Here is a 24,200-nt window from a genome sequence, read left to right as displayed (position 1 = left end):
TCGTGTATGACCTCCGGCATGGCAATGCCCAGGGACCAGAGTTTTGCGCCAGTCGCGCTAAAGCATCGGGGGAGAACCCATGAACAAGATTTTCGAAACGCCGCTTTACGCCTATGACCGCAGCCCCGATCAGGATGCGTCTACCCCGGTGCGCCACAAGGTAATCGTCATCGGGGCCGGACCCATCGGGCTTGCCGCGGCAATCGACCTTGCGCAACAAGGGGTTGAGGTCGTGGTGCTGGACGAAAACGACAAGGTCAGTTTTGGCAGTCGGGCCATCTGTTTCTCGCAGCGCACGCTGGACATTGCCGATCGCTTGGGCGGCGGCAAACCCATGGTTGATACCGGCGTCCAGTGGGACGCGGGCAAAGTGTTCTTTGACAATCGCAAGGTCTACGAGTTCAACCTTCAACCTGAGAAAGGCTATGGAAACCCTGCCTTCATCAACCTTCAGCAATATCATCTGGAGCGCATTCTGGTCGATCGCATCCGAGATCTTCAGGCTGAGGGTGCGCCCGTGGAAATACGTGGCCGCAACAAGGTCGAGGCCATCGGCACCCATGACGACCACGTCAAGCTTGAGGTTGAAACGCCGGAAGGTCCCTACAATGTCGAAGCCGACTGGCTGATCGCCTGTGACGGTGCGCACTCTCCGACCCGCCGGATGCTGGGGCTGGACTTTGACGGGCGTGTGTTCGAGGACAATTTCCTGATCGCCGATGTGGTGATGGAGGCCGATTTTCCGACCGAACGCTGGTTCTGGTTCGACCCACCCTTCAACCGCGGCCAATCCGCGTTGCTGCACAAACAGCCAGACAATGTCTGGCGTATTGACCTGCAACTGGGTTGGGACATCGACAAAGAGCGTGAGAAACGGCCGGAAAACGTTATCCCGCGCCTCAAACAAATGCTGGGTGAAGATGTTGAGTTCGATCTGGAATGGGTCTCTATCTACACCTTCCAATGCCGCCGCATGGAGCGTTTCCGCTATGGTCGCGTCCTCTTTGCCGGGGACAGCTCCCATCAGGTCAGCCCGTTTGGTGCGCGTGGTGCCAATTCCGGCATTCAGGACACGGACAACCTGTGCTGGAAACTGAAGCTGGTGATTGACGGGCAGGCACCCGAATTGCTGCTGGACAGCTACAGCCGCGAACGCGTGCAGGCAGCGGATGAGAATATCAGCATGTCCACGCGCTCAACCGATTTCATCACGCCCAAGTCCGAGATGTCGCGCCTGTTGCGAGATGCGGTTCTGGACCTCAGCGAACACTATGACTTTGCCCGCCCGCTGGTAAATTCCGGACGTCTGAGCACCCCTTGCACCTACACGGGGTCTTCCCTGAACTCGGCTGATGCCCTGAACGGGCCTGACATCACACGACCCGGCTCGGCCTGTCCCGATGCACCGCTGGGCGATGCGTTCCTGCTGCCCAAGCTTGCGGGCAAGTTCACCCTGCTGACGATTGATGCCGACGCACCGGACAGCCTGGAAGAAGACGGCGTCGTGGCCACGCGGCTTGCGTTGTCTGTAAAGGATGATCCGACACTGGATTTGAAACGCCGATATCTGGGTGACGCGACCAGCGGCGTCTACTTGATCCGTCCGGACCAGCATGTCGCGGCCCGGCGCGACAACTTCGAAGAAAACGCTTTCCGCCAGGCAATCCGCCGGGCAACCGGTAAGGAGTAAGCGAAATGACCGATTTGATCCTCACCCCCAATCTGGACAGTGCCGATAATTTCTATGCGAGTCTGTTGACGGCCCATGAAGGTTTGGACAGGGCCGAAAGTGACGCCCTGAACGCGCGGCTGGTTTTGGTGCTGGCCAATCACATTGGAGATGCCGAGGTGTTATCCCAAGCTTTGAAAGCGGCCAAACTCCAAGACAACTGACCCTGGCAGGAGGGCCTAATGAACACGGTTTTGTATGATTACTGGCGGTCTTCAGCCAGCTACCGGGTGCGGATCGCGTTGAATCTGGCCGGGATCGCCTATCAGCCGGTTTCCATTGATCTGGTCGCAGGTGATCACAAATCCGGCGATCATCTGGCGCGCAATCCACAGGGTTTGGTGCCAGTCCTCGAGATTGACGGCCTGCAACTAACACAATCACTCGCAATCATCGACTATCTGGACCAGACGCGCGGCATGGGCCTGCTGCCTGCGGAACCTGCCGCCCGCGCTCGTGCACTTGCGCTGGCGCACTCCATCGCCGTCGACTTGCACCCGGTCTGCAACCTTTCGGTCGCGCGCCATGCAACAGAACTGAGCGGAAATACCGAAGGGATGCCGGGCGATTGGATGCGCCATTTCATCCGCCCCGGCCTGTTGGCGTTCGAGGCCCTTCTGGGCGGATTCGAACAGGTCCCTTATTGCACCGGGCCGCAACCAGGTCTGGCCGATCTATGCCTGATGCCGCAGATGTATAACGCCCGCCGCTGGGACGTTGATCTGACCAACCTGTCCCGCATTCTGAGCGTCGAGGCCGCCTGCGCGGTACACCCCGCCTTTGCAGATGCCCACCCCGACCGGCATGTACCCGCCTGATCTGCTGCACAGGGTCTGTGTGCACATGGCCATAGGCATCCGGGCGGCGCAGACCTACCTTCACCATACCTAATGATGGAGGCTCCCATGCCCGAGATCACCGGCTATCACGCCCATGTCTATTTCAACGCCGACACGCAAGAGACCGCCCAGCAGCTCTGTAAAGACGCCGCGCGCCTGTACCCAGTTGAGATGGGCCGAATGCACACCAAGAACGTCGGTCCCCATCCGCGCTGGAGTTGCCAGTTGGCCTTCGCCGCAGACGCCTTTGATCAGGTCATCCCCTGGCTGATGCTGAACCGGCAGGGGCTTACCATCTTCACCCACCCCGAAACCGGGCAACATCTTGAGGATCATCGAGACCGCGCCATCTGGATGGGCGAGATGCTTGCGCTGGACCTTTCAATCTTTGACAGGATGGGGAGTTAGTCCAGTTCCCGTGCCTGATCCCGCAGTTTGAACTTCTGAATCTTTCCTGTTGATGTCTTAGGCAATGGGCCAAACACCACAGTCTTGGGCGCCTTGAAATGCGCCATATTATCCCGGCAGAAGGCTATGATCTCGGCGTCTGTCGCCTGCGCATCGGGCTTTAGCTCGACAAACGCGCAGGGCGTCTCGCCCCATTTCTCGTCCGGGCGGGCAACGACTGCGGCCTCCATCACGGCCGGGTGCTTATAAAGGATATCTTCCACCTCGACCGACGAGATATTCTCGCCGCCCGAGATGATAATGTCCTTTGACCGATCCTTTAGCGCGACATAGCCGTCCGGGTGCATGACCCCCAGATCGCCAGAGGCGAACCACCCGCCTTTGAACGCCTTGTCCGTGGCATCCGGGTTCTTGAGATACCCTTTCATCACCACATTGCCCTGCATGAAAATCTCGCCCATCGTCTTACCATCGGCGGGCACCGGTTCCAGCGTTTCGGGGTCGGCCACCATCAAACCCGACAAAGCGATATAGCGAACCCCCTGCCGGACCTTCAGCGCGGCGCGCTCATCGGCGGATTTGTCATTCCATTCGTCCTTCCATGCACAGACAACCGATGGGCCGTAGGTTTCGGTCAGACCGTATACATGAGTGACCTCGATCCCCATCCCCTCCATATTCGCGATCACGGCGGCTGGTGGCGGGGCACCTGCAGTCATCACTTTGATCTGGTGATCGAAATCCTTGAGGTGATCCGGCGCATTGGCCAGCATGTTCAGAACAATCGGCGCGCCACAGAAATGCGTGACCTTCTCATCCCGAAAGGCCGCATAGATAGGCTCATCCCGCACAGCGCGCAGACAGACCGATACCCCGGCATTCGCCGCCATCGCCCATGGGAAACACCAGCCATTGCAGTGGAACATCGGCAAGGTCCACAGATAGACCGAGTGTTTGGGCATATCCCAGTCCAACAGGTCCGACTGCGCATTCAGCGCGGCACCTCGGTGATGATACACAACGCCCTTGGGATTGCCGGTCGTGCCCGAGGTATAGTTCAGCGTAATCGCGTCCCACTCGTCATCCGGCAAAGACCAAGAATGGTCTGGATCGCCCTCGGACAGAAGCGCTTCGTAGGTCAGGGACCCCAGCTTTTCCCCGCCATCAAAACTGGCATCTTCAATATCTATGACCAGCAGATCATGATCGACCTGCTTCAATGCCTCTTTCACCGCGCCCGAAAACTCAGGGTCGACAAGCAGTATCTTGGATTCAGCGTGGTTGAGGATGAAGGCAATGATCGGCGCATCCAGCCGTGTGTTGATCGCGTTCAACACCGCACCGGTCATCGGGACACCAAAATGGGCCTCGTACATCTCAGGGATATTGGCGGCGATGATCGAAACCGTGTCGCCTTTGCCAATGCCACGCGCAGCAAGTGCCCCCGCCAGACGCCGACACCGGGCATATGTTTCGGCCCAGGTATATCTGCGTTCGCCATACACGACGGACGGGTAATCGGGGTAAACCTGCGCCGTCCGCTCAAGGAAACTGAGCGGTGATAGCGGCGTATGGTTCGCGCGGCATTGATCCAGATGACGTTCATAAATGTTGGCGACAGTCATCGGTTTCCCCTCCCTTTGTCTGATCGCGCGACTTGATCACAAAGTTGCCCGGCTGACAAACCCGTAGAAATACGGCGCAGGTCTGGACTGGCAATATGCGATGATGCAATCTGGCCCTATCTACCGATGGTCTTTCGCGGTGATCTGAGCCATCTAAAACACACGGGCCGGGATTAAGCTCCGGCATCCTGCGCACCCAAGAAATTCTGAAAGGACATGTCATGGACGGCACGTTCAACGAAAACGATCTTTCCCGCGTGGTCGAGGCAGACCGCGCCCATATCTGGCATCACCTGATCCAACATAAACCCTTTGAAACCAACGACCCGCGCATCATTGTCGAAGGCAAAGGCATGCGCGTCTGGGATCAGAACGGCAAGGAACATCTGGATGCGGTCTCGGGCGGGGTCTGGACTGTCAACGTGGGCTATGGCCGCGAATCGATCTGCAAGGCTGTCTATGACCAGTTGATGAAGCTGTGCTATTTCGCAAACTCGGCCGGGTCCATTCCGGGCTCGATCTTTGCGGAAAAGCTGATCAGCAAGATGCCGGGGATGAGCCGCGTCTATTATATGAACTCGGGCTCTGAGGCGAATGAGAAAGCCTTTAAGATGGTCCGCCAGATCGCCCACAAGAAATACGGCGGCAAGAAGACCAAGATCCTGTATCGCGACCGCGATTATCACGGATCAACTCTGGCGGCGATGTCGGCGGGTGGTCAGGACGAGCGCAACGCGCAATACGGCCCATTCGCACCCGATTTCGTGCGCGTCCCGCATTGCATGGAATACCGCAAGCATGAGCTGGACGGCGCCCCCGAAGAGAATTTCGGCGAATGGGCGGCTGATCAAATCGAAGAAGTCATCCTGCGTGAAGGCCCCGACACCGTGGGCGCCCTGTGCCTTGAGCCTGTGACCGCAGGTGGCGGCGTGATTGAAGCCCCTGAGGGCTACTGGCAGCGCGTGCAGGAGATTTGCGACAAATACGACATCCTTCTGCATATTGATGAGGTCGTCTGTGGTGTCGGCCGCACCGGCACTTGGTTTGGCTATCAGCAATACGGGGTGAAGCCTGATTTCGTGACCATGGCCAAGGGTGTCGCCTCGGGCTATGCGGCGATTGCCTGCATGGTCACGACCGAGGAAATCTTTGACATGTTCAAGGACAACGCGGACGACCCGATGAACTATTTCCGCGATATCTCGACCTTTGGTGGCTGCACCGCTGGTCCGGCGGCGGCGATCGAAAACATGCGGATCATCGAGGATGAGAACCTGCTGCAGAACTGCACCGACATGGGCGCGCGCATGATGGGCAACCTGCAAGAGCTGATGGAGAAGCACAAGATCATCGGTGACGTGCGCGGCAAGGGTCTGTTTCTTGGGGCCGAGCTGGTGTCGGACCGCTCAAGCCGTGAGCCTGTGAATGAGAAACTGGCACAGGCCGTTGTGGCGGACTGTATGGCGCAGGGGGTTATCATCGGCGTGACCAACCGTTCGGTGCCAGGCAAGAATAACACGCTGTGCTTCTCGCCCGCACTGATCGCGACAGCGGACGATATCGACCAGATCACCGACGCGGTCGACGGTGCGCTGGGGCGTGTGTTTGGTTGATCCTTACCGCGGTGAAGTAACAAAACCGGCGCTTCATTGCGCCGGTTTTCTTGTGTTTTGACTATATTTCGTAGCACCGGGAACAATTCTACCGAAAATGCACAATCGAATAAGAGCGCAAATATAAGCGCTTTCTTTTTTCCCCTTAAATTCGCCATACTCCGCGCTAGACTGCCGCACCATGGATATCCTTTCTATTCAGCAGCGAATTTCCGACTTTCTCATTAGCCAAATCACCGACGGATCAGGCAACACCGAGGACGCAAAGGCTTTACGGGCGGAACTTGACGCGGCGATTGCCAAATATGGTGACACCATTCCAGAGTTAGGGCAGTTGGCCGCTCAGTTTGACTTGCTAAACGAGAAATCGTTCAGCCAAGACCTCGCAAACCAATTCGCTGAAAAAGCAGTAAAAGAGCATGTACCGGAGCCACTGATTTTTGATGCAATCAGCGACGGCGATCTCGGGGCCGTCGCGGACGCATTGGACCATTGGGAAATCAACGCGACCCACGGAGAATTAGAAGCAACAGCGCTTTATATGGCGATGTCTTGCATGTTTGGCGTGTCGCTAAAGGTCGTTCGCCTTCTTCTGGATCGGGGCGCTGATCCGAAGCTCGGGTTGGGGTCGGACTACAATGTTCTGCACGGACTTGGTTTCGGCAATTGTGACGCAATCGAACGGAATGAACTGACTGAAGTGATCAAACGATGCATGGCCTTGGGCGCAGATATCGAGCAGCGGTCAAAAAATCTGCAATGGACGCCTCTGATCACAGCCGCCTCGGAATGGAACCCGGTGGTCGTCGAAGCACTTATCTTGGCCGGCGCTGACATTCATTCCCGCTCAGGCAAGGTTTCAGATGTTTGCCTGGCGGGTGAAACCGGGCGGTCCTTCGCTGAAGGGCATGCTCCAACACTGGCCGTCTTTGACCGCTACATGACCGAGACCTGATACTCGACGAGCACTGCAACCTTATTTCTCTCAAACCCGCCCGACACGCTAATGCCCCCAAGAAAAAAGCCGCCCCAAATGGGACGGCCTTTCTTTCACTGTCTCTTTTCAGAGGATCAGGCAGCCAGAGCGGCCTGAGCTTTGGCGACGATCGCACCGAACGCTTCCGGTTCGTGTACGGCCAGATCAGCCAGAACTTTGCGGTCCACTTCGATACCGGCCAGGTTCAGACCGTTGATGAAGCGGGAATATGTCAGTGCCTCGTCATGCGAACGGACAGCGGCGTTGATACGCTGGATCCACAGCGCGCGGAAGTTGCGCTTGCGGTTCTTACGGTCGCGGGTTGCATACTGGTTGGCCTTGTCGACGGCCTGACGTGCAACTTTGAAGGTGCTTTTGCGGCGGCCATAGTAACCTTTGGCGGCCTTGATAACCTTCTTGTGACGGGCGTGAGTTACGGTTCCACCTTTAACGCGGGACATCTCTTAATCTCCTCTTAGCGGTCGTAGGGCATGTAGCCCTTGACGATCTTGGCGTCGGGGGCGGACAGGGTGGTGTTGCCACGGGCGTCGCGGATAAACTTTTTGGTCCGCTTAATCATGCCGTGCCGTTTGCCGGCCTGGCCAGCAAGGACCTTACCGGTCGCAGTCACCTTAAAGCGCTTCTTGGCGCTCGACTTGGTCTTCATCTTAGGCATTTCCGTCTCCTTTTTCGGGTTCGGTACAAAACGCGACTCGGCATGCCATCCGGCCGGTCACGCGATCAGAAGCGCCGTTTACGCAAGTTCGATCATACTGGCAAGGGGGTTTTGACCAGAATCTGCGCTTTTCGCAGGGCGGTCAGGTACCGGGGCGACACGAGCCGCCCCGGTAGAAAGACTTAATGGCCGAATTTGCGGATTTCGCCGCTCTTTAACCGGGCTGCGTAGCTAGCCAGTTCCTCGCGCACCACTTTCATCAGGAAGTAGAGCGCAAAGACGTTCACAACCGCCATTGCAAAGATCGCTGCATCCGAGAAGTCGATAACCGGGCCAAGGTTGGCCGCCGCACCGATCACCACGAAAACGCAGAAGATGATCTTGAAGATCAGCTCTTTGGTGTGACCTTCGCCGAACAGGTAGGTCCAGGCCTTGAGGCCGTAGTAGGACCAACTGATCATGGTCGAGAAGGCGAACAGAACCACAGCGATGGCCAACACATAGGGGAACCACCCAAAGGCGCTGGCAAAGGCTGCCGAGGTCAGGCTGACGCCCGAGTTTCCATCGACCGTCGCAATGGCGTTGCCCGATTCGTTCAGCATGTAGTTGCCGGTTGCCGGATCAATGATCAGCTGCTGGGTGATGATGATCACCAGCGCGGTCATCGTACAGATCACAACGGTGTCGATGAACGGCTCCAGCAGGGACACAAAGCCCTCGGTGATCGGCTCTTTCGTCCGCACCGCCGAGTGCGCAATCGCCGCAGAACCAACGCCCGCTTCGTTCGAGAACGCCGCACGGCGGAAGCCCTGGATCAGCGCGCCGACCATACCGCCAGCAACGCCAAGACCGGTAAAGGCACCCGCGAAGATCTGACCAAAGGCCCATCCGATCTGATCTGCGTGCATGATGATGATGACCAGCGCGGCCAATACATACATGACGCCCATGAAAGGTACGACCTTTTCAGTCACACGCGCGATGGACTTCAGGCCACCGACGATCACAGCAAACACGATACCCGCAAAGACCAGACCAGTGATCCACCCCGGATAGTCGCCGACGATGCCCGCGATCTGCTGATGCGCCTGGTTCGCCTGGAACATATTGCCACCGCCCAGCGCACCAAGGATACAGAAGATCGAGAACAAAACCGCAAGGATTTTACCACCGGGCAGACCCAATTCGGCAAAGCCCTTGGACATGTAGTACATCGGACCACCCGAAACCGTGCCGTCCTCGTATTCATTGCGGTATTTGACGCCCAGCGTACATTCGGTGAATTTCGACGCCATACCCAAAAGGCCCGCAACGATCATCCAGAATGTGGCTCCCGGTCCGCCGATCCCGACAGCCACCGCCACACCAGCGATGTTACCAAGACCAACCGTCCCGGACAGAGCCGTTGCCAGCGCTTGAAAGTGGCTGACCTCACCCGCGTCGTTGGGGTCGGAATAGTCGCCTTTGACCAGACTGATCGAATGACCGAAGAACCGAAGCTGAACAAAGGCAAAATACAGCGTGAAAACCGTTGCCGCGACGACCAGCCATCCCACGATCCAAGGGAACCCGGTGCCCGGGAAGGGCGCGAAGATAAAGCTGACAAACGGCCCGGTGAAATCGGCGAAAGCCTGGTTGATTTTGTCGTCCAGCCCCGGTGCATCTTGCGCCAGAGCGGGGCTAGCAAGGAACATGGCAGCTATGGCCAGACCCAAGTGTTTCAACATGTTCATAATCGTCACCCCCTCAATTCACTACAGTGACCGGAACATCGGCATGCATCACAAGGTTCTGCGTTGAACTGCCAAACAGCCGTTTCTTGAACCCGTCAGCCGACGCGCGGCCAACGATGATCTGCGTCCCGCCATTTTCAACTGTGATTGCATTCAGCGTTTCTGCCACATCGCCGTGACGCACGATGCCATGCGCCGTAAACCCGGCGGAGGCCAGCGCATCCACGGCCGGGCTTACGATCCGCGTCGTCGCCAAGTCGACCTCTTCTTCGCGCCGCTTGTGCCGCAACGCGTTTTCTTCAGGTGTTTGGAAAGTGAAAGGGGACCATTCGATAACGTAAACCACCAGCAACTCACACGTTCCGATCCGTTCAGCCAAATCCTTGGCAAAAGCGATCGCACGCTCTCCGGTTTCTGTCCCGTCCAGTCCAATGACAATTTTGGTTGTCATGACGTTCCTCCGATTTTGTTGATTATACCGGGGCCCGTGCCCCCGGCCGGGCAGCCGGAACCTGGAACTTATTGAGTAGACCGCCCTTGCGGATCAGTATCCAAGAAAAACACCAAAAAATAGAGGGGAAACTGAAAGATTCACCCTCCATTTAGATATGCTGTTGCTTTATATATACTTTTTTTGCCTATTTTTTAGGCTATGGGCATTGACTGGGGATCGCTCCCGCTTGGTTCAACCCGGATCAGTGTTGTAGATCAACCGCTCGTCGCAGGGCGCGATACGCAAGATGTTGGTCGTACCCGGCACGTTGAAGGGCACACCCGCCGTGACAACGATCTGGTCCGCTTCGGCTGCAAACCCCCCGGAACGGGCGGCTCGGGCTGCGTTCACCACCGCGCCCTTGAACCGCTCAAGCTCGGGCGTCATCACGCAATGACACCCCCATGTCAGGCACAGGCGGCGGGCCGTACCCGTAGCTGGTGTCAACGCAAGGATCGGAACGGCCGGACGCTCGCGTGCAGTCAGCAAGGCGGTCGTTCCACTTTGCGTAAAGCAGCAGATCGCCTTGATTTCAGTTTTTTCTGCGATCTCTCGCGCGGCGGCAACAATGCCGTCGGCCACAGACGTACCCTTGGCCGAGCGCGAAGACGCGATGATCTGAGAATAAGTTGGGTCTGCCTCAACCTCGATGGCGACTTTATTCATCGTCTGAACCGCCTCGATCGGGTAAGAGCCCGCAGCGGATTCAGCGCTGAGCATGATAGCGTCGGTGCCCTCGTAAATTGCGGTGGCCACGTCCGACACCTCGGCGCGCGTTGGCATTGGGCTTTCGATCATGCTCTCCAGCATTTGCGTCGCCACAATTACCGGCTTGGCCGCACCACGGCATTTCCGAACCAGACGCTTTTGAATCGGCGGCACGGCTGACACCGGCAGCTCGACGCCCAGATCACCCCGCGCGACCATGATACCGTCAGACGCATCAAGGATATCGTCAAATGCTTCAACCGCCGCCGGTTTTTCGATCTTGGACAGGATAGACGCGCGGCCATCAGCCAATGCGCGAGCCTCAAACACGTCCTTCGCGCGCTGCACAAAGCTCAGCGCCAGCCAGTCGACACCCAACTGGCAGACAAATTCCAAATCGTCGCGATCTTTGGCGGACAATGCCGCAAGCGGCAGCACGACGTCGGGTACGTTCACACCCTTGCGGTTTGAAATCGTCCCGCCCACTTCGACAGAGCAGTTAGCGAAGTCCTGCCCACAATCCTGCACGACCAGACGGATTTTACCGTCGTTCACCAAAAGACGCGCACCTGGCTCCAGCGCGGCAAAAATCTCGGGATGAGGCAAGCATACGCGGCTGATATCCCCAGGCTTTGGATCAAGGTCCAGCCGGAAAGCTGCTCCCTCAACCAGTTCTTCCGCATCGTTGGCAAAGACGCCCACGCGCAGTTTCGGGCCCTGAAGGTCGGCAAGGATCGCAATCGGGCTGTCCAGATCCTTCTCTACCTGCCGAATGATCTGATGACGTTCGCGAATTTCATCATGACTGCCATGGCTCATGTTCAGGCGGAACACATCCGCCCCGGCCTCGTGCAGGGCACGAATGGTATCATAATCGTTGGACGCCGGTCCCAGCGTCGCCACGATCTTTACACTTCTCAGGCGTCGCATTGGTCTTGCTCTCCTCACGTCGTCTTTTGGCTTCGCGAAAATGTTATCGCAAACATTGCCGCAGGCTGCTTATTGCGCAATTCCCTTTTCAAAGCAACTGCCCTACACCTGCGACAAACTAGATGACAGGCTTATGACGTATTCTCCGTTTTTTATCCACGGCGCTGATCGCCCGTCGCGCTGGCTGATCACATGCGACCACGCAACCAACACCGTTCCGCCCGATATCAACGGCGGGGACCTCGGCCTGCCGCGCGAGGATATGGAACGTCACATCGCCTATGACGTTGGCGCCTATGAGGTGTCCAAGCATCTGGGCGAGATCCTGAACGCACCCGTCATTGCCGCCAATTTCTCGCGCCTTGTGATCGACCCCAACCGGGGTGAGGATGACCCGACCTTGCTGATGAAGCTCTATGATGGCTCGATCATTCCCAGCAACCGCCACGCCGACAACGCCGAGCGCGAACGCCGCTTGAACATGTGCTATCGCCCATATCACAATGCGCTTGCTGAATTAGCCGCCCTGCCCCACGCGGTGATTGTGTCGATGCATTCATTCACCCGGCAGCTTCGCGGCCGTGATCCGCGCCCTTGGCACGTGGGTGTTCTCCACACCCCGGACGAACGTTTTGCGCGCCCGTTGATCAACCGGCTGCAGGCCGAAGACGATCTGTGCGTCGGCATCAACGAGCCCTATACCGGCGTGCTGCCCGGCGACGCGATCAACAAGCACTGCACGGGATTTGGCCGCCCCAATGCGTTGATCGAGCTACGCAACGACTTGATCGCCGATCATGCAGGACAGCGCGCATGGGCTGAACGGTTGGCGGTTGTTCTGAAGGATGCTTTGGAGGACAGCGACCTTTAAGCGCACGACATTGTGGGGTTCGCCGCCAACCCATATATATCGTGGGAAAGGGGGCGACTATGACTCAGGAATTCCTCACCTCCGTCTTTGGTTGGATGGCCGTGCTCAATATCGCGGTATTGCTGTTTACCACAGCAATGGTCCTGCTTTTGCAGGACTGGATTGCCGGTATTCACGGCAGGATGTTCCAGATGGAACGCCCGGACGTGAAACGGGCCTATTTCAGGTATCTCGCCAACTACAAGATTCTGACATTGATCTTTTGCATCGTCCCGTGGCTGGCGTTGAAACTGGCGTGACGTCCTGTTTGTTGAAACATCGCCACCGGACCGCTAGGTCATAGAAAACAAGAGTGTTTACCCGGAGCCAGACCATGGACAAGCAAACCGAAATCGAACTTCAGGCCGCCGCTTTCCGCCGCTTGCAAAAGCACCTGATGGAAGACCGTACCGACGTCCAGAACATCGACATGATGAATCTGGCCGGGTTCTGCCGCAACTGCCTGTCGCGCTGGTATCAAGAAGCCGCCAATGAAAAAGGCATTGAGATGGGCAAGGACGAGGCCCGCCAGATTTTCTACGGTATGACCATGGATGAATGGAAAGCCAATTATCAGACCGAGGCCAGCCCCGAAAAACAGGCCGCCTTCGAGGTCGCCTTTGAAGAAAACGTCGGCAAAAAAGGCTGAGGACATATAGCTAAAAGGCCCGCCATTCCAGCGAGCCTTTTAAATCAGATCGCCGCTTTGCGGCTTTCGTCCAAGTAGATCTCGCGCAGACGCTTTGCAATCAGCCCCGGCGTGCCATCGCCCAGAGCAATCCCGTCAATCTCAACCACTGGCATCACGAAAGCACTAGCCGAAGTGGTAAAGGCCTCATCTGCCTCTTTCGCCTCGTCAATGGTGAACAGACGTTCCTCAACCTCCATCTGCGCCTCAGCCGCCATGCGCAGCACGGCCTTGCGGGTGATGCCGTGCAGGATGTCGTTGGACAAAGGGCGGGTGACGATCTTACCGTTTTTCACGAAGTAAGCATTGTTGCTGGTGCCTTCGGTAACATACCCATCTTCGACCATCCACGCATCATCGCATCCAGCGGCCTTGGCCATCATCTTGCCCAAGGACGGATACAGCAATTGCGTTGTCTTGATGTCGCGACGGCCCCAACGGATATCATCGATCGAGATGATCTTGGCCCCCTTCTGCGCCGCAGGGCTGTCAGCCAGTCCCGGCTTGTTCTGCGTGAACAGAACCAGCGTTGGTTTGGTGTCGGCCGCAGGGAACACAAAATCCCGGTCGCCATCGCTGCCGCGTGTGACCTGCAAATAGATCAAACCCTCGACGATCCCGTTCAGCTCGACCAGTTTGCGGTGAATCTCTAGCAACTCATCCTTGCTGCATGGCTCGGCCATCTGCAATTCGTCCAGCGACCGTTTCAGACGCACCGCGTGGCCTTCAAAGTCGATCAGCTTGCCGTCCAGCACACTGGTCACCTCGTAAACAGCGTCAGCCATCAGGAATCCACGGTCAAAGATCGAGACTTTGGCCTCGGTCTCGGGCAGGTATTCTCCGTTCACGTAAACGGTGCGGGTCATGTTGTTCTCCTCAGCCCCAGAGCGCGCTTGAAGGCGGATGCACTCCGGCGTCATCAAAAATCAGCGGGTTGGTTCGGTCTTCGGCCAGAAGAAGCGGGCCGTCAAGGTCCGTTACCATCGCACCCTGCGCCAATAAGGTCGCAGGGGCCATCGCAAGCGAGCTGCCGACCATACAACCAACCATGACCTTATAGCCTTGGGCCAGCGCCTGATCACGCAGGGCCAGCGCCTCGGTCAGGCCGCCGGTTTTGTCGAGCTTTATGTTGACCACGTCGTATTTACCCTTAAGGCCGGGCAGGCTGGCGCGGTCATGACAGGATTCGTCAGCACAGACCGGCACCGGACGCTCCATCCCGATCAACGCGTCATCTTCACCTGCGGGCAAGGGCTGCTCGACCAACGCAACACCCAGACGCACTAGATGCGGGGCCAGATCGGCATAGACGGTGGCAGACCAGCCCTCATTCGCGTCGACAATGATCTGCGCGCCAGGCGCGCCTGCGCGAACGGCCTCAAGACGGGGCATGTCGTCCGGCGTGCCCAGCTTAATCTTCAGCAACGGGCGATGCGCGTTTTGCGCCGCTTGCGCCTGCATCGCCTCGGGCGTGTCCAGCGAAAGGGTATAGGCGGTAATCTCTGGCCCCGGAACCGGCAGACCAGCTAGGTCCCAGGCACGTCTCCCTGCGCGTTTGCATTCCAGATCCCACAGAGCGCAATCCACCGCATTTCGTGCAGCCCCGGCGGGCAACAGGTCCATCAGCGACTGGCGTGTAAATTCGGCTGGCAGGCCCGCGATCTCGGCCTCGACGGACTCCAGCGTTTCGTCATAACGCGCGTAAGGAACACATTCGCCCCAGCCCTGATGCACGCCATCCGACAACCGGACCGTCAGAACCTTCGCCTCGGTCCGCGACCCGCGCGAAATGGTGAACACCTGCGCCAGCCGAAACACATCACGAGAGACCTCTATCTGCACGCGCCTACCCTTTCAGTTTAGTGTCGAAAAGGCCGGCAACAAACGCCACCGGCCCAGCGCTTAGATCACAGCGCGGCTAGCGCATCCACCAATTTACCCGCACCAAACCGATAGGGATCAGTGGCGGGCAGGCCCATCTCGGCCTCAACCTCGTCGATATAGGCCAAAGCGTCCTCTTCGCTTAGGTTCTGCGTGTTGATCGACACCCCGACAACCTGACAGGCCGGATTCGCGATCCGGGCCATCGGAAGGGCGGCGTCGCGCAGTTCAGGCAGCGTTGGCAAAGAATATTCCGGCAAGCCGCGCATATGGGTCCGGGTGGGTTCGTGGCACAGGATCAGCGCATCCGGCTGGCCGCCATGGATCAGCGCCATGGTCACACCAGAATATGACACATGGTAAAGCGAGCCCTGCCCTTCGATGTGATCCCAGTGATCGGCGTCATTCTCGGGCGTCAGATATTCAACCGCACCCGCCATGAAATCGGCGACGACCGCGTCCAGTGGAACGCCCTGCCCGGTGATCAGAATGCCCGTCTGACCGGTGGCGCGGAAGGTGGATTTCATACCCCTCTTGCGCATCTCGGCATCCATCGACATCGCGGTATACATCTTGCCTGCTGAACAATCGGTGCCAACGGCCAGACAGCGCTTGCCTGCGCGCTTACGACCGTTTGCAATCGGATACCCAACGGTCGGCACCCGCACATCATGCAACGTGCAACCATGAGTTTGAGCAGCCGCGACCAGATCGCCCTCATCACGCAGCAGGTTGTGCAGGCCGGACGCCAGATCATAGCCCATCTCCAGCGCTTCGATCAGCACCTTCTTCCACGCCGCGCTGATCACACCGCCGCGATTGGCAACGCCGATCACCAACGTCTTTGCCCCGGCTGCCTTGGCTTCGGCAAGCGTCATATCCGTCATGCCAAGATCGGCCTTACAGCCGTCCATTCGGTATTGACCCACGGCGTTCTCCGGCCGCCAGTCGCGGATTCCGATGGCAACCTTTGCCGCCAACTGGTCGGGCGCATCGCCCAAAAACAACAGATACGGTGTCTCGATCATAGCGGTGCACTCCTTTGATTCCGGCGCAGATTATTGAAGCAACCGAACGAGTGTTTCGCGTTTTCCCGCAAGGACGCCGGGTCGCGAGGGATAATTTTGCGTAATTTTTACCTGACGCGCAAAATCATCCCAAGTTTTCAAAGTGATTAAACTTTAACCTCCAGCGACGCAGCGCATTACGGTGAATGCTGCGATTGCATTGCCGCATCTGCACAAAGACGCTTGCGCAGCACCGCGCAATTTAATACCTCAAGAGGCAAGAAAATCGCAATTTCCTTTCTCGCACGAGGTCCAGATGAGCTTTCGCATCCAACCCGCCGCCCCCGCGCGCCCCAACCGCTGCCAATTGTTCGGGCCGGGATCAAACACCAAACTGTTCCCGAAAATGGCCGCGTCTGCAGCCGATGTGATCAATCTGGACCTTGAGGACTCGGTCGCACCTAGTGACAAGGATGCAGCCCGCGCCAATGTAATCGAAGCGCTGAACACCATCGACTGGGGCGGCAAGTATATGTCCGTCCGCATCAACGGGCTGGACACACCTTACTGGTACCGTGACGTGGTTGATCTGCTGGAACAGGCAGGCGATCGTCTGGAACAGATCATGATCCCTAAAGTCGGATGCGCAGCAGATGTCTACGCTGTAGACGCGCTGGTCACAGCGATCGAGCGCGCCAAGGGCCGCACCAAGCCCGTCAGCTTTGAGGTCATCATCGAATCCGCCGCAGGCATCGCCCATGTAGAGGAAATTGCGGCCTCTTCGCTCCGTATGCAGGCCATGAGCCTCGGTGCTGCGGACTTTGCCGCCTCGATGGGGATGCAGACCACCGGCATCGGTGGCACGCAGGAAAACTATTACATGCTGCGCGAGGGCGAAAAGCACTGGTCTGATCCGTGGCACTGGGCGCAGGCCGCCATCGTCGCCGCTTGCCGCACCCATGGCGTGTTGCCCGTGGATGGGCCGTTCGGCGATTTCTCGGATGACGAAGGCTATATCGCGCAGGCCAAACGCTCGGCCACTTTGGGCATGGTCGGCAAATGGGCGATCCATCCCAAGCAGATCGCGCTGGCCAATCAGGTCTTCACCCCGTCGGACGAGGCCGTGTCCGAGGCCCGCGAAATCCTTGCTGCGATGGAACAGGCAAAGGCCAACGGCGAAGGCGCAACGGTTTACAAGGGGCGTCTGGTAGACATCGCGTCGATCAAACAGGCCGAGGTCATCGTGGCGCAGGCTGAATTGATCGCCGCAAACGGTTGAAACTGAAAAGGCGCCCCGAAGGGCGCCTTTTTCTTAACGGCCAAAGACGTCGTTGGGGGTCCAGGTGAACCGCTCGCCTTTCTTGCCCCATTTCATCATCAGGCAAGACGTTCCGTATTTCTGAAAATACTTGATCTTCAGGGGGTACCATCCAGCCTGCGGGACTTCGACCTCGGTCCTCTGGTTTGCATCGCAACCCTGACGACCATTGAAATACCCGATCTGCTGCCCGCCGACCCAAGCGTCGATCCCGTCATTGGACCATGTCTCAAGCTCGTAGACACCGGGCGCGTTGAACTTGATATACCCGGTGATCTCAGCCGCGACGTTGAACGCTTCGTTGAACGTCAGCACCGGGTCGCCTTCTGACGTATCGCGGTAGTCCAACCCGCGCAACGGCTGACCCGGCTTGGCCTTTTTCAGCAGAAAATCAACCTTGGACAGGTTTTGGATCTTGCGTGGAGGATTACCCTCCCATGCATATTTCACGTTAAGCCCCGCTTTTGGACTGGGCTGGGGGCTGGCAGGTTGCAGCTTGAGCGGCGCTGTCATGGCCGCACCGGCAATCATCGCGAATACTGCGACGAGCGCCCCTGTTCTGAAGAGTTTCATTTTCTCCTCCCTGAGAGTCATCCCGCGGGGTATGTTCCCCGTCAAATTAGGTCATTAACTGACACTAGGGTGTGAAAATTAACCCCGCAAGACGGTTAAACATCACAATCGCAAGGCTAAGCACGCGTATCTTTGGGCGAATCCATGACGACATAAGACGTAATCGACGTGACATGGGGCAGCGTTCCCAGCACATCCGTATGAAAGGTCTTATATGCCGGAAGGTCTGCGCATTCGACGCGCAGCAGGTATTCTATGGTGCCAGTGATGTTGTGACACTCAACCACTTCGGGGGCACGCTGAAGGGCGCGCTCGAACCCTTCTTGCGCGGCTTTGGTATGTTCACCCAGCCCCACGCCGATATAAGCCACGAACCCCACTCCAACCGCCGCCGGATTCAGCACCGCGCGATATCCGGCGATCACCCCTGAACGCTCCAACTCTTGCACTCGGCGCAGGCAGGCAGACGGGGAAAGCCCGACACGTTCGGCCAGATCCAGATTGCTGATCCGTCCATCACGCGAAAGCTCGTGCAATATTTGCTGATTTATTTGATCTATCTTGGTCATTGATTGCAAAACTATGACAATCACGCACAAAAACGCAATTTCATTTGCCCAATACGCAGCAATTATCCCCTTCATGACTTATGAGATTCTTCTGGCCCTGATCACGTTTGCCTTTGTTTCGTCCATTACACCGGGACCAAACAACCTGATGCTGATGGCATCGGGTGCGAACTTTGGCTTTCGCCGGACAGTCCCGCACATGTTGGGGATCGGATTGGGCTTTACGGTGATGGTTCTGCTTGTCGGGGCCGGATTGGTGCAGGTCTTTGATCGGTTCCCAATCAGCTATACGATCCTGAAAACCGCCTCGGTCCTTTATCTGCTGTTTCTTGCCTGGAAGGTCGCCCATGCAGCGCCGGCCAAGGCGGGGGCGACCTCGGGCACGCCGATGACCTTTTTACAGGCCGCAGCTTTTCAATGGGTCAACCCTAAGGCATGGGTCATGGCCCTGACCGCCACAACCGCCTACACGCCCGAGCAGACTCTGAACGCCATCGTTGTCGTTGCGTTGGTCTTTGGCGCGGTGAACCTGCCCTCGGTCAGTACGTGGACGGTTCTGGGGCAACAGATGGCACGCGTGTTAACCAACCCGAAACGCTTGTCGGTGTTCAACTGGACCATGGCGATATTGTTGGTGGCTTCGCTGTACCCCGTTCTATGGCCAGCGTAACCGGCTTCTTGGCGAAGAAATCTGACGGCAACAAAGGCCGATCGCATTGCCCGAGTTGCATCCGGCGCGACGTCAGGTCATATAGCAGGGAAATTCCGCGTTGAGAGGCGTCATGACCCAGTATCTGGATTTCGAAAAACCCCTGGCCGAGATTGAAGGCAAGGCCGAGGAATTGCGCGCGCTGGCCCGCGCCAACGAAGAGATGGACGTGGCCGAAGAAGCCGCCGCACTGGACGCCAAGGCCGCCAAGCTGCTGGACGAGCTTTACGCGGATCTGACCCCGTGGCGCAAATGTCAGGTGGCACGGCACCCTGAACGCCCACATTGTCAGGACTACGTCAAGGAACTGTTCACCGAATTCACTCCGCTGGCCGGGGACAGAAACTTTGCCGACGATCTGGCCGTGATAGGTGGTCTAGCGCGCTTCAACGACCAGCCGGTCATGGTGATCGGGCACGAAAAAGGCTCGGACACCAAGTCGCGGATCGAACGGAATTTCGGCATGGCCCGGCCCGAAGGATACCGCAAAGCCGTCCGACTGATGGAAATGGCAGGGCGGTTTGGGCTGCCGGTCATCACCCTTATCGACACGGCTGGGGCCTACCCCGGCAAAGGCGCGGAAGAGCGCGGCCAGTCCGAAGCGATCGCCCGCTCAACCGAGATGTGCCTGAAAATCGGCGTACCTTTGGTTTCGGTCATCATAGGCGAAGGCGGCTCGGGCGGGGCGGTGGCGTTTGCCACGGCAAACCGCGTGGCGATGCTGGAGCATTCGGTTTACTCGGTCATCTCGCCCGAAGGCTGCGCGTCGATTCTGTGGAAAGATTCGGAAAAGATGCGCGAAGCGGCAGAGGCCCTGCGCCTGACCGCGCAAGACCTTTACAAACTGGGCGTCTGCGACCGTATCATCACCGAACCTAAAGGTGGCGCTCATCGTGATCGCGCCTCTGCGGTTGACTCGGTTCGCGCAGCGATTGCCGCAATGCTGAACGAGCTGGACGGCAAAGACGCGGCCGCTCTGATCCGCGACCGCCGTCAAAAATTCCTCGATATCGGTTCCAAAGGGCTGGCCGCGTAACGCGCCTAGCCCCCCAACTGCCGCAACAGCGCCACCGAGGGTTCGCCCGTCACTGGCAGGCCCTTGGCGCCCTGATAGGCGCTGATGGCGGATTTCGTGTTATTCCCGATCACACCGTCTGCGCCCTGCGTATCATACCCGGCGGCAGTCAATCGGCGTTGCAGTTCCTTGCGATCTTCCAGCGTCAAACCCGCGGCATCCGGCCCGAACGATGCCTGGAACGGCGCACCGCCAGCGATCCGGTCGGACAAGTGCCCGACGCCAATCGCATAGCTGTCCGAATTATTATACCGCTTGATCACCTGAAAATTGCGGAAAACAGCAATACGCGGCCCCGGCTTTTGCGGCTGCAGAACCGCGACCGGCGTGCCCGAGACTGTTCCAACCTCGCCACCCCAAGGCTGCCCGCGCACCCATCCCGCGCGGGCCAGATATGCCGCTGTAGAAGCAAGTGAATCTGTTGGGTCATCAGACCAGATATCACGCCGTCCATCGCCGGTGAAATCCACCGCATAGGCAAGGTACGAGGTCGGAATGAACTGGGTGTGGCCCATTGCGCCTGCCCAGCTTCCAGTCATCTTGTCGGGCGTCGTGTCGCCCTCCTGAATGATCTGCAGGGCCGCAATCAATTGCTTTTCAAAGAATGCACCCCGCCGCCCGTCATAAGCCAGTGTCGAGGTCGCCGAGATCAAGGGCACATCACCACGGCGGGCACCATAGCGGCTTTCAAGCCCCCAGACCGCAACGATAACCTCTTTGTCGACACCGTATTGCGCTTCAATCTTGGACAACGTCGCGGCGTGGCGGACCATCATCTGCTGACCCGTCTCAATCCGCTCATCCGAGGCGGCGATAGCCAGATAGTCTTCGAGCGAGCGCTTGAACTCAACCTGATTGCGATCGCGTTCGATCACGTCAGGCAAATAACCCGCCCCCTGAAAGGCCCGATTGATTGTGGATTGCGAAATGCCCTGCGCGGCCGCGCGGCCTTTGAAACCGGCCACCCAGGCATCCCAGCCCGAGTTCGGAACGGCACGCATTCGCGATGCAGGTGCATTGGACTGCGTCCCTGCGGAACATGCAGTCAAAAGGGCGGACCCGAGGCCGACAGAAAATACTCGACGATTGATCATGGCTGAAATCTGCTCTTGTTGTGATTTGGTCCAGAGTACAACAGAGCCGCGCCCTAAACCAGAACGACGAACCAGGTCAGAGCAGACGCAGAGCGCTCGGCGACAAGTCGCCTAGCTGACCAGCATCCTCAGGCCCTGCGTGACATCCGAGCGCACCGCGAGGCGCAAACCGGGTTCATCCCCGGCCTTGAGCGCGGCAATGATCAGCTTGTGGTAATGCGGCGGCTCGGTCCGGCGCAAACGACCATACAAAGCGCGCATCGTCGGTCCCAATTGCAGCCAGACGGTTTCGGCTATGGCCAGCATCGCGGGTGCCTGCGCCCTCAGGTAAAGGGTCCGGTGAAACTCAAGATTGGTCCGGATATAGCCGACAGCATCGCGTTTGGTGACCATTTCAGCCACGTTCATGTTGATGCTTTGAAGCCGGTCGATCAAAGCCATATGCGCCCGAGGCAAAGCGCGGCTTGCCAGTTCAACCTCAAGCAGGGCGCGCAGGGCCGCCAGCTCTTCGATCCGGTCATTCGTCAACTCGGGCGTCGAGACACGGCCGGATGAGGACAGAAACAGCGCGCCTTCGGCTGCCAGACGCCGCACCGCTTCGCGCGCCGGGGTCATCGAAACACCAAACTCTTTGCCGATCCCGCGCAAAGTCAGAGCCTGACCCGGCGAAATCTCACCGTGCATGATACGGGCGCGCAGGGCACGGTAAACCCGGTCATGTGTTGCTGTTTGGGTTTCTGAAGGACGAGCGCTTAACATGCCCCCATGTGATCACAAACTGACCTGCGGTCAACTCATGGCAGTATCGAATCTATACTGATGAAGCTGCGCCCCGTTGTCGCGCAGCCACCGCCTTTGGTCTTTGTAGTCCCCGAAAATGCGCTCAACCTGCGCCCAAAACGCGGGCGAGTGGTTCATTTCTGCCAAATGCGCAACCTCATGCGCCGCGACGTAATGCAGGATATCGGACGGGGCCAATATCAACCGCCAAGAAAACATCAAACCACCTGTCGAACTGCACGACCCCCAGCGGGACCGCGTATCCCGGATCGTCAGGCTGGAATACGGACGTCCCAACATGGCCGCATAGTCATTGCACGCCCCGGTAAGACGATCCCGCGCCAGTTCCTTGAGAAATCTGCCCAAACGTCGCGCCTCGGCGCCCTTTGGGACTGCGATTTCATCAGTGCCCATCTGCACACGACGTCCGCTGGCGGGAACGATTCGCCGTGCGACGCCCTCGACCGGGATACTTTGACCAAACTGGACAACCGACAGCTCCGGTCTGTCCTCAAGATGTTGCCGGATCCAGTCTTCTTTCATACGTGCAAAGTTCAGCGCCTCGGCCTCTGGTACGCCTTGCGGGTAAGTCAGTGTAACGCGCCCGTCCAATTGGGAAATTCGCAGGCTGATCCGTCGCGCCCGTGCTGACTTGCGCAATGTCAGCGGCACCGGAGGCGTCCCGGGCAGTGCGTGATCTCCCATATGCCTGTTTCTCCTGCTCAAAGGCTTTGACAGTACCCGCCGCATGTGGCACGTGACCTGAATTGTCGATACGACTCACCTGATATCAAGGGGAATTGACATGCCCAAGGAAGAATGGGGTGTAAAGCGCGTTTGCCCGACAACCGGTAAGCGGTTTTATGACCTGAACAAGGACCCGATCGTTAGCCCCTATACCGGCGAGATCGTGGAGCTTGAAACCGGCAAAAGCCGGATGATCGCCGCAGATGCGGAAGACGCAGCATCGGCCAAAGCGCGTGAGAACGCGTCGGATGAAGATATTGTTCTGGATGATGACGACAACGTCGACGTTGAACTGGACGACGATCTGCTGGACGATGATGACGACGACAATGATAACGTCTCGCTGGACGACATCACTGACATGTCGTCCGAGGACGAAAACTAATTCCGGTCAGAGGCGGCCCCGCGCCGCCTCGAACCGTCCCGGACGGCGGGCTGAAAGTTTTTGGTCACTCAGCCTGTTTTTGGACTTGCGCTAACCGCCACTGTCTCATAAACGTCCGTCCACTGCTTCGGCAGTACTTGTATGGGGCCTTAGCTCAGTTGGGAGAGCGCTTGCATGGCATGCAAGAGGTCAGGGGTTCGACTCCCCTAGGCTCCACCAAACTAAACAATTAAATTTTTGATTTTAATTACTTTTTCCTGATACTTTTTGATTTATACCTATTTTTCTACCTAAAAGCCTTGGGAGTCGAGGCCGCCAACACCGCCAATCCTAGCGCCATGACCAGATCGTCGTGGCGACCTTGGCTGGCTTCCATCTTCCTGGATCCGGGAATCGTTACGAAAGCCGCCATTTCAGCAGCTAGGTCTGCGCGCCCCGGAGCGTTTGGGGCAACTCTTAGCTGCCCGCAAGCTAAAGCCGAGCTTATGCCTCCGATCAGTGCCTGCTTGGAAATCATGATCCGACCATCATCGGATACCCGAGGTTTGGAATTAGAGCCGGTCGTTACCACTCCTGTTGTATTGATGTCCGATATCATCTCGCCCACGGCATCACCAACGCCCGTGCCATCAAAGGCAAGGTGATCAACACCAGACAGGGCAGGCTTGAGAAGTTTTATCTGCTCGCGGTAAGGACGGTGCGGTAGCCGCAACGCGTGCGTCACCTTCATAGTT

Annotated in this window: 28 protein-coding genes and 1 tRNA gene; 14 read left to right on the top strand and 15 right to left on the bottom strand. The window is 57.9% G+C overall.

What is annotated here, in order from left to right; all coding sequences use genetic code 11:
* Positions 1-79 precede the first annotated feature (79 nt).
* The 4 genes from ACT2B1_RS05025 to ACT2B1_RS05010 all read left to right on the top strand — a co-directional run bounded on the left by ACT2B1_RS05025 (position 80) and on the right by ACT2B1_RS05010 (position 2,976).
* The gene (locus ACT2B1_RS05025; RefSeq protein WP_171241391.1) at positions 80-1,690 is read left to right on the top strand and encodes an FAD-dependent oxidoreductase; all 1,611 of its coding nucleotides are present in this window, start codon (positions 80-82) and stop codon (positions 1,688-1,690) included.
* Positions 1,691-1,695: 5 nt separating this feature from the next.
* Positions 1,696-1,893 (top strand): DUF2783 domain-containing protein, encoded by a 198-nt coding sequence (locus ACT2B1_RS05020; RefSeq protein WP_171241392.1) that lies wholly within the window; start codon positions 1,696-1,698, stop codon positions 1,891-1,893.
* Positions 1,894-1,911: 18 nt separating this feature from the next.
* Entirely contained in the window at positions 1,912-2,547 is a 636-nt protein-coding gene (maiA, locus tag ACT2B1_RS05015; protein WP_481668692.1) for a maleylacetoacetate isomerase, read from the top strand.
* 87 nt (positions 2,548-2,634) lie between these two features.
* Positions 2,635-2,976 (top strand): DOPA 4,5-dioxygenase family protein, encoded by a 342-nt coding sequence (locus ACT2B1_RS05010; protein WP_171212654.1) that lies wholly within the window; start codon positions 2,635-2,637, stop codon positions 2,974-2,976.
* On the opposite strand, the gene ACT2B1_RS05005 is transcribed toward ACT2B1_RS05010, so the two are convergent.
* Positions 2,973-4,601, bottom strand: a complete 1,629-nt coding sequence (locus ACT2B1_RS05005; protein ID WP_481668691.1) for an acyl-CoA synthetase — start codon at positions 4,599-4,601, stop codon at positions 2,973-2,975. The genes ACT2B1_RS05010 and ACT2B1_RS05005 overlap by 4 nt on opposite strands.
* Positions 4,602-4,822: 221 nt before the next feature.
* On the opposite strand from ACT2B1_RS05005, the gene ACT2B1_RS05000 reads away from it, so the two are divergent.
* Entirely contained in the window at positions 4,823-6,214 is a 1,392-nt protein-coding gene (locus ACT2B1_RS05000) for an aminotransferase family protein (RefSeq protein ID WP_481668690.1), read from the top strand.
* Positions 6,215-6,395: 181 nt separating this feature from the next.
* Entirely contained in the window at positions 6,396-7,169 is a 774-nt protein-coding gene (locus tag ACT2B1_RS04995; protein WP_481668689.1) for an ankyrin repeat domain-containing protein, read from the top strand.
* 116 nt (positions 7,170-7,285) lie between these two features.
* Here ACT2B1_RS04995 and rplT read toward each other — a convergent pair whose 3' ends face one another.
* The 5 genes from rplT to pyk form a co-directional block, all read right to left on the bottom strand.
* A complete protein-coding gene (rplT, locus tag ACT2B1_RS04990; protein ID WP_008756009.1) occupies positions 7,286-7,651 on the bottom strand; it encodes a 50S ribosomal protein L20 in 366 nt (121 codons plus the stop codon).
* Between the two features lie 14 nt (positions 7,652-7,665).
* Positions 7,666-7,866 carry a 50S ribosomal protein L35 gene (gene rpmI, locus ACT2B1_RS04985; RefSeq protein ID WP_010443552.1) on the bottom strand — a complete coding sequence of 67 codons (201 nt, stop codon included), beginning with the start codon at positions 7,864-7,866 and terminating at the stop codon, positions 7,666-7,668.
* Between the two features lie 182 nt (positions 7,867-8,048).
* On the bottom strand, positions 8,049-9,599 hold the full coding sequence (locus ACT2B1_RS04980) for an alanine/glycine:cation symporter family protein (protein ID WP_171241397.1): 1,551 nt from the start codon (positions 9,597-9,599) through the stop codon (positions 8,049-8,051).
* Positions 9,600-9,612: 13 nt separating this feature from the next.
* Positions 9,613-10,050 carry a universal stress protein gene (locus ACT2B1_RS04975; protein WP_171241398.1) on the bottom strand — a complete coding sequence of 146 codons (438 nt, stop codon included), beginning with the start codon at positions 10,048-10,050 and terminating at the stop codon, positions 9,613-9,615.
* A gap of 234 nt (positions 10,051-10,284) precedes the next feature.
* Positions 10,285-11,730 (bottom strand): pyruvate kinase, encoded by a 1,446-nt coding sequence (gene pyk / locus ACT2B1_RS04970; protein WP_171212658.1) that lies wholly within the window; start codon positions 11,728-11,730, stop codon positions 10,285-10,287.
* A gap of 133 nt (positions 11,731-11,863) precedes the next feature.
* On the opposite strand from pyk, the gene ACT2B1_RS04965 reads away from it, so the two are divergent.
* The 3 genes from ACT2B1_RS04965 to ACT2B1_RS04955 all read left to right on the top strand — a co-directional run bounded on the left by ACT2B1_RS04965 (position 11,864) and on the right by ACT2B1_RS04955 (position 13,289).
* Complete coding sequence (locus ACT2B1_RS04965; protein WP_171241399.1) at positions 11,864-12,601, top strand: N-formylglutamate amidohydrolase; 738 nt, start codon at positions 11,864-11,866, stop codon at positions 12,599-12,601.
* A 59-nt stretch (positions 12,602-12,660) separates the two neighbouring features.
* Positions 12,661-12,900: a DUF6868 family protein gene (locus ACT2B1_RS04960; RefSeq protein ID WP_171126911.1), complete on the top strand. Its 240-nt coding sequence runs from the start codon at positions 12,661-12,663 to the stop codon at positions 12,898-12,900.
* A gap of 74 nt (positions 12,901-12,974) precedes the next feature.
* Positions 12,975-13,289, top strand: coding sequence for a DUF1244 domain-containing protein (locus ACT2B1_RS04955; RefSeq protein ID WP_171241400.1), 315 nt, complete (start codon positions 12,975-12,977; stop codon positions 13,287-13,289).
* A gap of 44 nt (positions 13,290-13,333) precedes the next feature.
* Here the strand turns inward: ACT2B1_RS04955 and ACT2B1_RS04950 are convergent, their stop codons facing one another.
* From ACT2B1_RS04950 to dgcN, 3 genes are all read right to left on the bottom strand, one after another.
* Positions 13,334-14,194, bottom strand: a complete 861-nt coding sequence (locus ACT2B1_RS04950) for a D-amino-acid transaminase (RefSeq protein ID WP_481668688.1) — start codon at positions 14,192-14,194, stop codon at positions 13,334-13,336.
* A 10-nt stretch (positions 14,195-14,204) separates the two neighbouring features.
* Positions 14,205-15,170: an N-acetyl-D-Glu racemase DgcA gene (gene dgcA, locus ACT2B1_RS04945; RefSeq protein ID WP_481668687.1), complete on the bottom strand. Its 966-nt coding sequence runs from the start codon at positions 15,168-15,170 to the stop codon at positions 14,205-14,207.
* A 65-nt stretch (positions 15,171-15,235) separates the two neighbouring features.
* On the bottom strand, positions 15,236-16,237 hold the full coding sequence (dgcN, locus tag ACT2B1_RS04940) for an N-acetyltransferase DgcN (protein WP_171212662.1): 1,002 nt from the start codon (positions 16,235-16,237) through the stop codon (positions 15,236-15,238).
* Between the two features lie 295 nt (positions 16,238-16,532).
* Between dgcN and ACT2B1_RS04935 the strand changes: the two genes are divergently transcribed.
* A complete protein-coding gene (locus ACT2B1_RS04935) occupies positions 16,533-17,495 on the top strand; it encodes an L-malyl-CoA/beta-methylmalyl-CoA lyase (protein WP_481668686.1) in 963 nt (320 codons plus the stop codon).
* 33 nt (positions 17,496-17,528) lie between these two features.
* Here ACT2B1_RS04935 and ACT2B1_RS04930 read toward each other — a convergent pair whose 3' ends face one another.
* Together ACT2B1_RS04930 and ACT2B1_RS04925 are read right to left on the bottom strand one after the other, a co-directional pair.
* Positions 17,529-18,107 (bottom strand): PA14 domain-containing protein, encoded by a 579-nt coding sequence (locus ACT2B1_RS04930; protein WP_171125412.1) that lies wholly within the window; start codon positions 18,105-18,107, stop codon positions 17,529-17,531.
* A 116-nt stretch (positions 18,108-18,223) separates the two neighbouring features.
* A complete protein-coding gene (locus ACT2B1_RS04925) occupies positions 18,224-18,676 on the bottom strand; it encodes an Lrp/AsnC family transcriptional regulator (protein WP_481668685.1) in 453 nt (150 codons plus the stop codon).
* Positions 18,677-18,749: 73 nt separating this feature from the next.
* On the opposite strand from ACT2B1_RS04925, the gene ACT2B1_RS04920 reads away from it, so the two are divergent.
* Together ACT2B1_RS04920 and ACT2B1_RS04915 are read left to right on the top strand one after the other, a co-directional pair.
* On the top strand, positions 18,750-19,346 hold the full coding sequence (locus tag ACT2B1_RS04920) for a LysE family translocator (RefSeq protein WP_171212672.1): 597 nt from the start codon (positions 18,750-18,752) through the stop codon (positions 19,344-19,346).
* Between the two features lie 112 nt (positions 19,347-19,458).
* Entirely contained in the window at positions 19,459-20,421 is a 963-nt protein-coding gene (locus tag ACT2B1_RS04915) for an acetyl-CoA carboxylase carboxyltransferase subunit alpha (protein WP_171125418.1), read from the top strand.
* Positions 20,422-20,426: 5 nt separating this feature from the next.
* Here the strand turns inward: ACT2B1_RS04915 and ACT2B1_RS04910 are convergent, their stop codons facing one another.
* The 3 genes from ACT2B1_RS04910 to ACT2B1_RS04900 all read right to left on the bottom strand — a co-directional run bounded on the left by ACT2B1_RS04910 (position 20,427) and on the right by ACT2B1_RS04900 (position 23,039).
* Positions 20,427-21,554: a lytic murein transglycosylase gene (locus ACT2B1_RS04910; protein ID WP_171241408.1), complete on the bottom strand. Its 1,128-nt coding sequence runs from the start codon at positions 21,552-21,554 to the stop codon at positions 20,427-20,429.
* A 111-nt stretch (positions 21,555-21,665) separates the two neighbouring features.
* Entirely contained in the window at positions 21,666-22,313 is a 648-nt protein-coding gene (locus ACT2B1_RS04905) for a GntR family transcriptional regulator (RefSeq protein ID WP_171125422.1), read from the bottom strand.
* A gap of 30 nt (positions 22,314-22,343) precedes the next feature.
* Positions 22,344-23,039, bottom strand: coding sequence for a M48 family metallopeptidase (locus tag ACT2B1_RS04900; protein WP_481668684.1), 696 nt, complete (start codon positions 23,037-23,039; stop codon positions 22,344-22,346).
* 100 nt (positions 23,040-23,139) lie between these two features.
* Between ACT2B1_RS04900 and ACT2B1_RS04895 the strand changes: the two genes are divergently transcribed.
* Together ACT2B1_RS04895 and ACT2B1_RS04890 are read left to right on the top strand one after the other, a co-directional pair.
* On the top strand, positions 23,140-23,466 hold the full coding sequence (locus ACT2B1_RS04895; RefSeq protein WP_170350278.1) for a TIGR02300 family protein: 327 nt from the start codon (positions 23,140-23,142) through the stop codon (positions 23,464-23,466).
* A gap of 143 nt (positions 23,467-23,609) precedes the next feature.
* Positions 23,610-23,685 (top strand) — tRNA-Ala (locus ACT2B1_RS04890).
* A gap of 67 nt (positions 23,686-23,752) precedes the next feature.
* Here the strand turns inward: ACT2B1_RS04890 and ACT2B1_RS04885 are convergent.
* Positions 23,753-24,196, bottom strand: coding sequence for a hypothetical protein (locus ACT2B1_RS04885; protein WP_481668683.1), 444 nt, complete (start codon positions 24,194-24,196; stop codon positions 23,753-23,755).
* Positions 24,197-24,200: the final 4 nt, after the last annotated feature.

Source organism: Ruegeria sp. S263 (assembly GCF_056780525.1).
Note: the sequence above shows the minus strand (reverse complement) of the source record. Positions and strands in the feature narration are given on the sequence as shown.

Excerpts from the sequence above, each read along its gene's own strand:
- ACT2B1_RS05020 (WP_171241392.1), top strand. The coding sequence starts at position 1,696 with ATGACCGATTTGATCCTCACCCCCAATCTGGACAGTGCCGATAATTTC.
- ACT2B1_RS04925 (WP_481668685.1), bottom strand. The coding sequence starts at position 18,676 with ATGACCAAGATAGATCAAATAAATCAGCAAATATTGCACGAGCTTTCG.
- ACT2B1_RS04995 (WP_481668689.1), top strand. The coding sequence starts at position 6,396 with ATGGATATCCTTTCTATTCAGCAGCGAATTTCCGACTTTCTCATTAGC.
- ACT2B1_RS05025 (WP_171241391.1), top strand. The coding sequence starts at position 80 with ATGAACAAGATTTTCGAAACGCCGCTTTACGCCTATGACCGCAGCCCC.
- ACT2B1_RS05010 (WP_171212654.1), top strand. The coding sequence starts at position 2,635 with ATGCCCGAGATCACCGGCTATCACGCCCATGTCTATTTCAACGCCGAC.
- ACT2B1_RS05000 (WP_481668690.1), top strand. The coding sequence starts at position 4,823 with ATGGACGGCACGTTCAACGAAAACGATCTTTCCCGCGTGGTCGAGGCA.
- ACT2B1_RS04975 (WP_171241398.1), bottom strand. The coding sequence starts at position 10,050 with ATGACAACCAAAATTGTCATTGGACTGGACGGGACAGAAACCGGAGAG.
- ACT2B1_RS04915 (WP_171125418.1), top strand. The coding sequence starts at position 19,459 with ATGACCCAGTATCTGGATTTCGAAAAACCCCTGGCCGAGATTGAAGGC.
- ACT2B1_RS04950 (WP_481668688.1), bottom strand. The coding sequence starts at position 14,194 with ATGACCCGCACCGTTTACGTGAACGGAGAATACCTGCCCGAGACCGAG.
- ACT2B1_RS04900 (WP_481668684.1), bottom strand. The coding sequence starts at position 23,039 with ATGGGAGATCACGCACTGCCCGGGACGCCTCCGGTGCCGCTGACATTG.
- rplT (WP_008756009.1), bottom strand. The coding sequence starts at position 7,651 with ATGTCCCGCGTTAAAGGTGGAACCGTAACTCACGCCCGTCACAAGAAG.
- ACT2B1_RS04885 (WP_481668683.1), bottom strand. The coding sequence starts at position 24,196 with ATGAAGGTGACGCACGCGTTGCGGCTACCGCACCGTCCTTACCGCGAG.
- maiA (WP_481668692.1), top strand. The coding sequence starts at position 1,912 with ATGAACACGGTTTTGTATGATTACTGGCGGTCTTCAGCCAGCTACCGG.
- ACT2B1_RS04910 (WP_171241408.1), bottom strand. The coding sequence starts at position 21,554 with ATGATCAATCGTCGAGTATTTTCTGTCGGCCTCGGGTCCGCCCTTTTG.
- pyk (WP_171212658.1), bottom strand. The coding sequence starts at position 11,730 with ATGCGACGCCTGAGAAGTGTAAAGATCGTGGCGACGCTGGGACCGGCG.
- rpmI (WP_010443552.1), bottom strand. The coding sequence starts at position 7,866 with ATGCCTAAGATGAAGACCAAGTCGAGCGCCAAGAAGCGCTTTAAGGTG.
- ACT2B1_RS04965 (WP_171241399.1), top strand. The coding sequence starts at position 11,864 with ATGACGTATTCTCCGTTTTTTATCCACGGCGCTGATCGCCCGTCGCGC.
- ACT2B1_RS04955 (WP_171241400.1), top strand. The coding sequence starts at position 12,975 with ATGGACAAGCAAACCGAAATCGAACTTCAGGCCGCCGCTTTCCGCCGC.
- ACT2B1_RS04905 (WP_171125422.1), bottom strand. The coding sequence starts at position 22,313 with ATGTTAAGCGCTCGTCCTTCAGAAACCCAAACAGCAACACATGACCGG.
- ACT2B1_RS04980 (WP_171241397.1), bottom strand. The coding sequence starts at position 9,599 with ATGAACATGTTGAAACACTTGGGTCTGGCCATAGCTGCCATGTTCCTT.
- ACT2B1_RS04930 (WP_171125412.1), bottom strand. The coding sequence starts at position 18,107 with ATGAAACTCTTCAGAACAGGGGCGCTCGTCGCAGTATTCGCGATGATT.
- ACT2B1_RS05005 (WP_481668691.1), bottom strand. The coding sequence starts at position 4,601 with ATGACTGTCGCCAACATTTATGAACGTCATCTGGATCAATGCCGCGCG.
- dgcN (WP_171212662.1), bottom strand. The coding sequence starts at position 16,237 with ATGATCGAGACACCGTATCTGTTGTTTTTGGGCGATGCGCCCGACCAG.
- ACT2B1_RS04935 (WP_481668686.1), top strand. The coding sequence starts at position 16,533 with ATGAGCTTTCGCATCCAACCCGCCGCCCCCGCGCGCCCCAACCGCTGC.
- ACT2B1_RS04920 (WP_171212672.1), top strand. The coding sequence starts at position 18,750 with ATGACTTATGAGATTCTTCTGGCCCTGATCACGTTTGCCTTTGTTTCG.
- ACT2B1_RS04895 (WP_170350278.1), top strand. The coding sequence starts at position 23,140 with ATGCCCAAGGAAGAATGGGGTGTAAAGCGCGTTTGCCCGACAACCGGT.
- ACT2B1_RS04960 (WP_171126911.1), top strand. The coding sequence starts at position 12,661 with ATGACTCAGGAATTCCTCACCTCCGTCTTTGGTTGGATGGCCGTGCTC.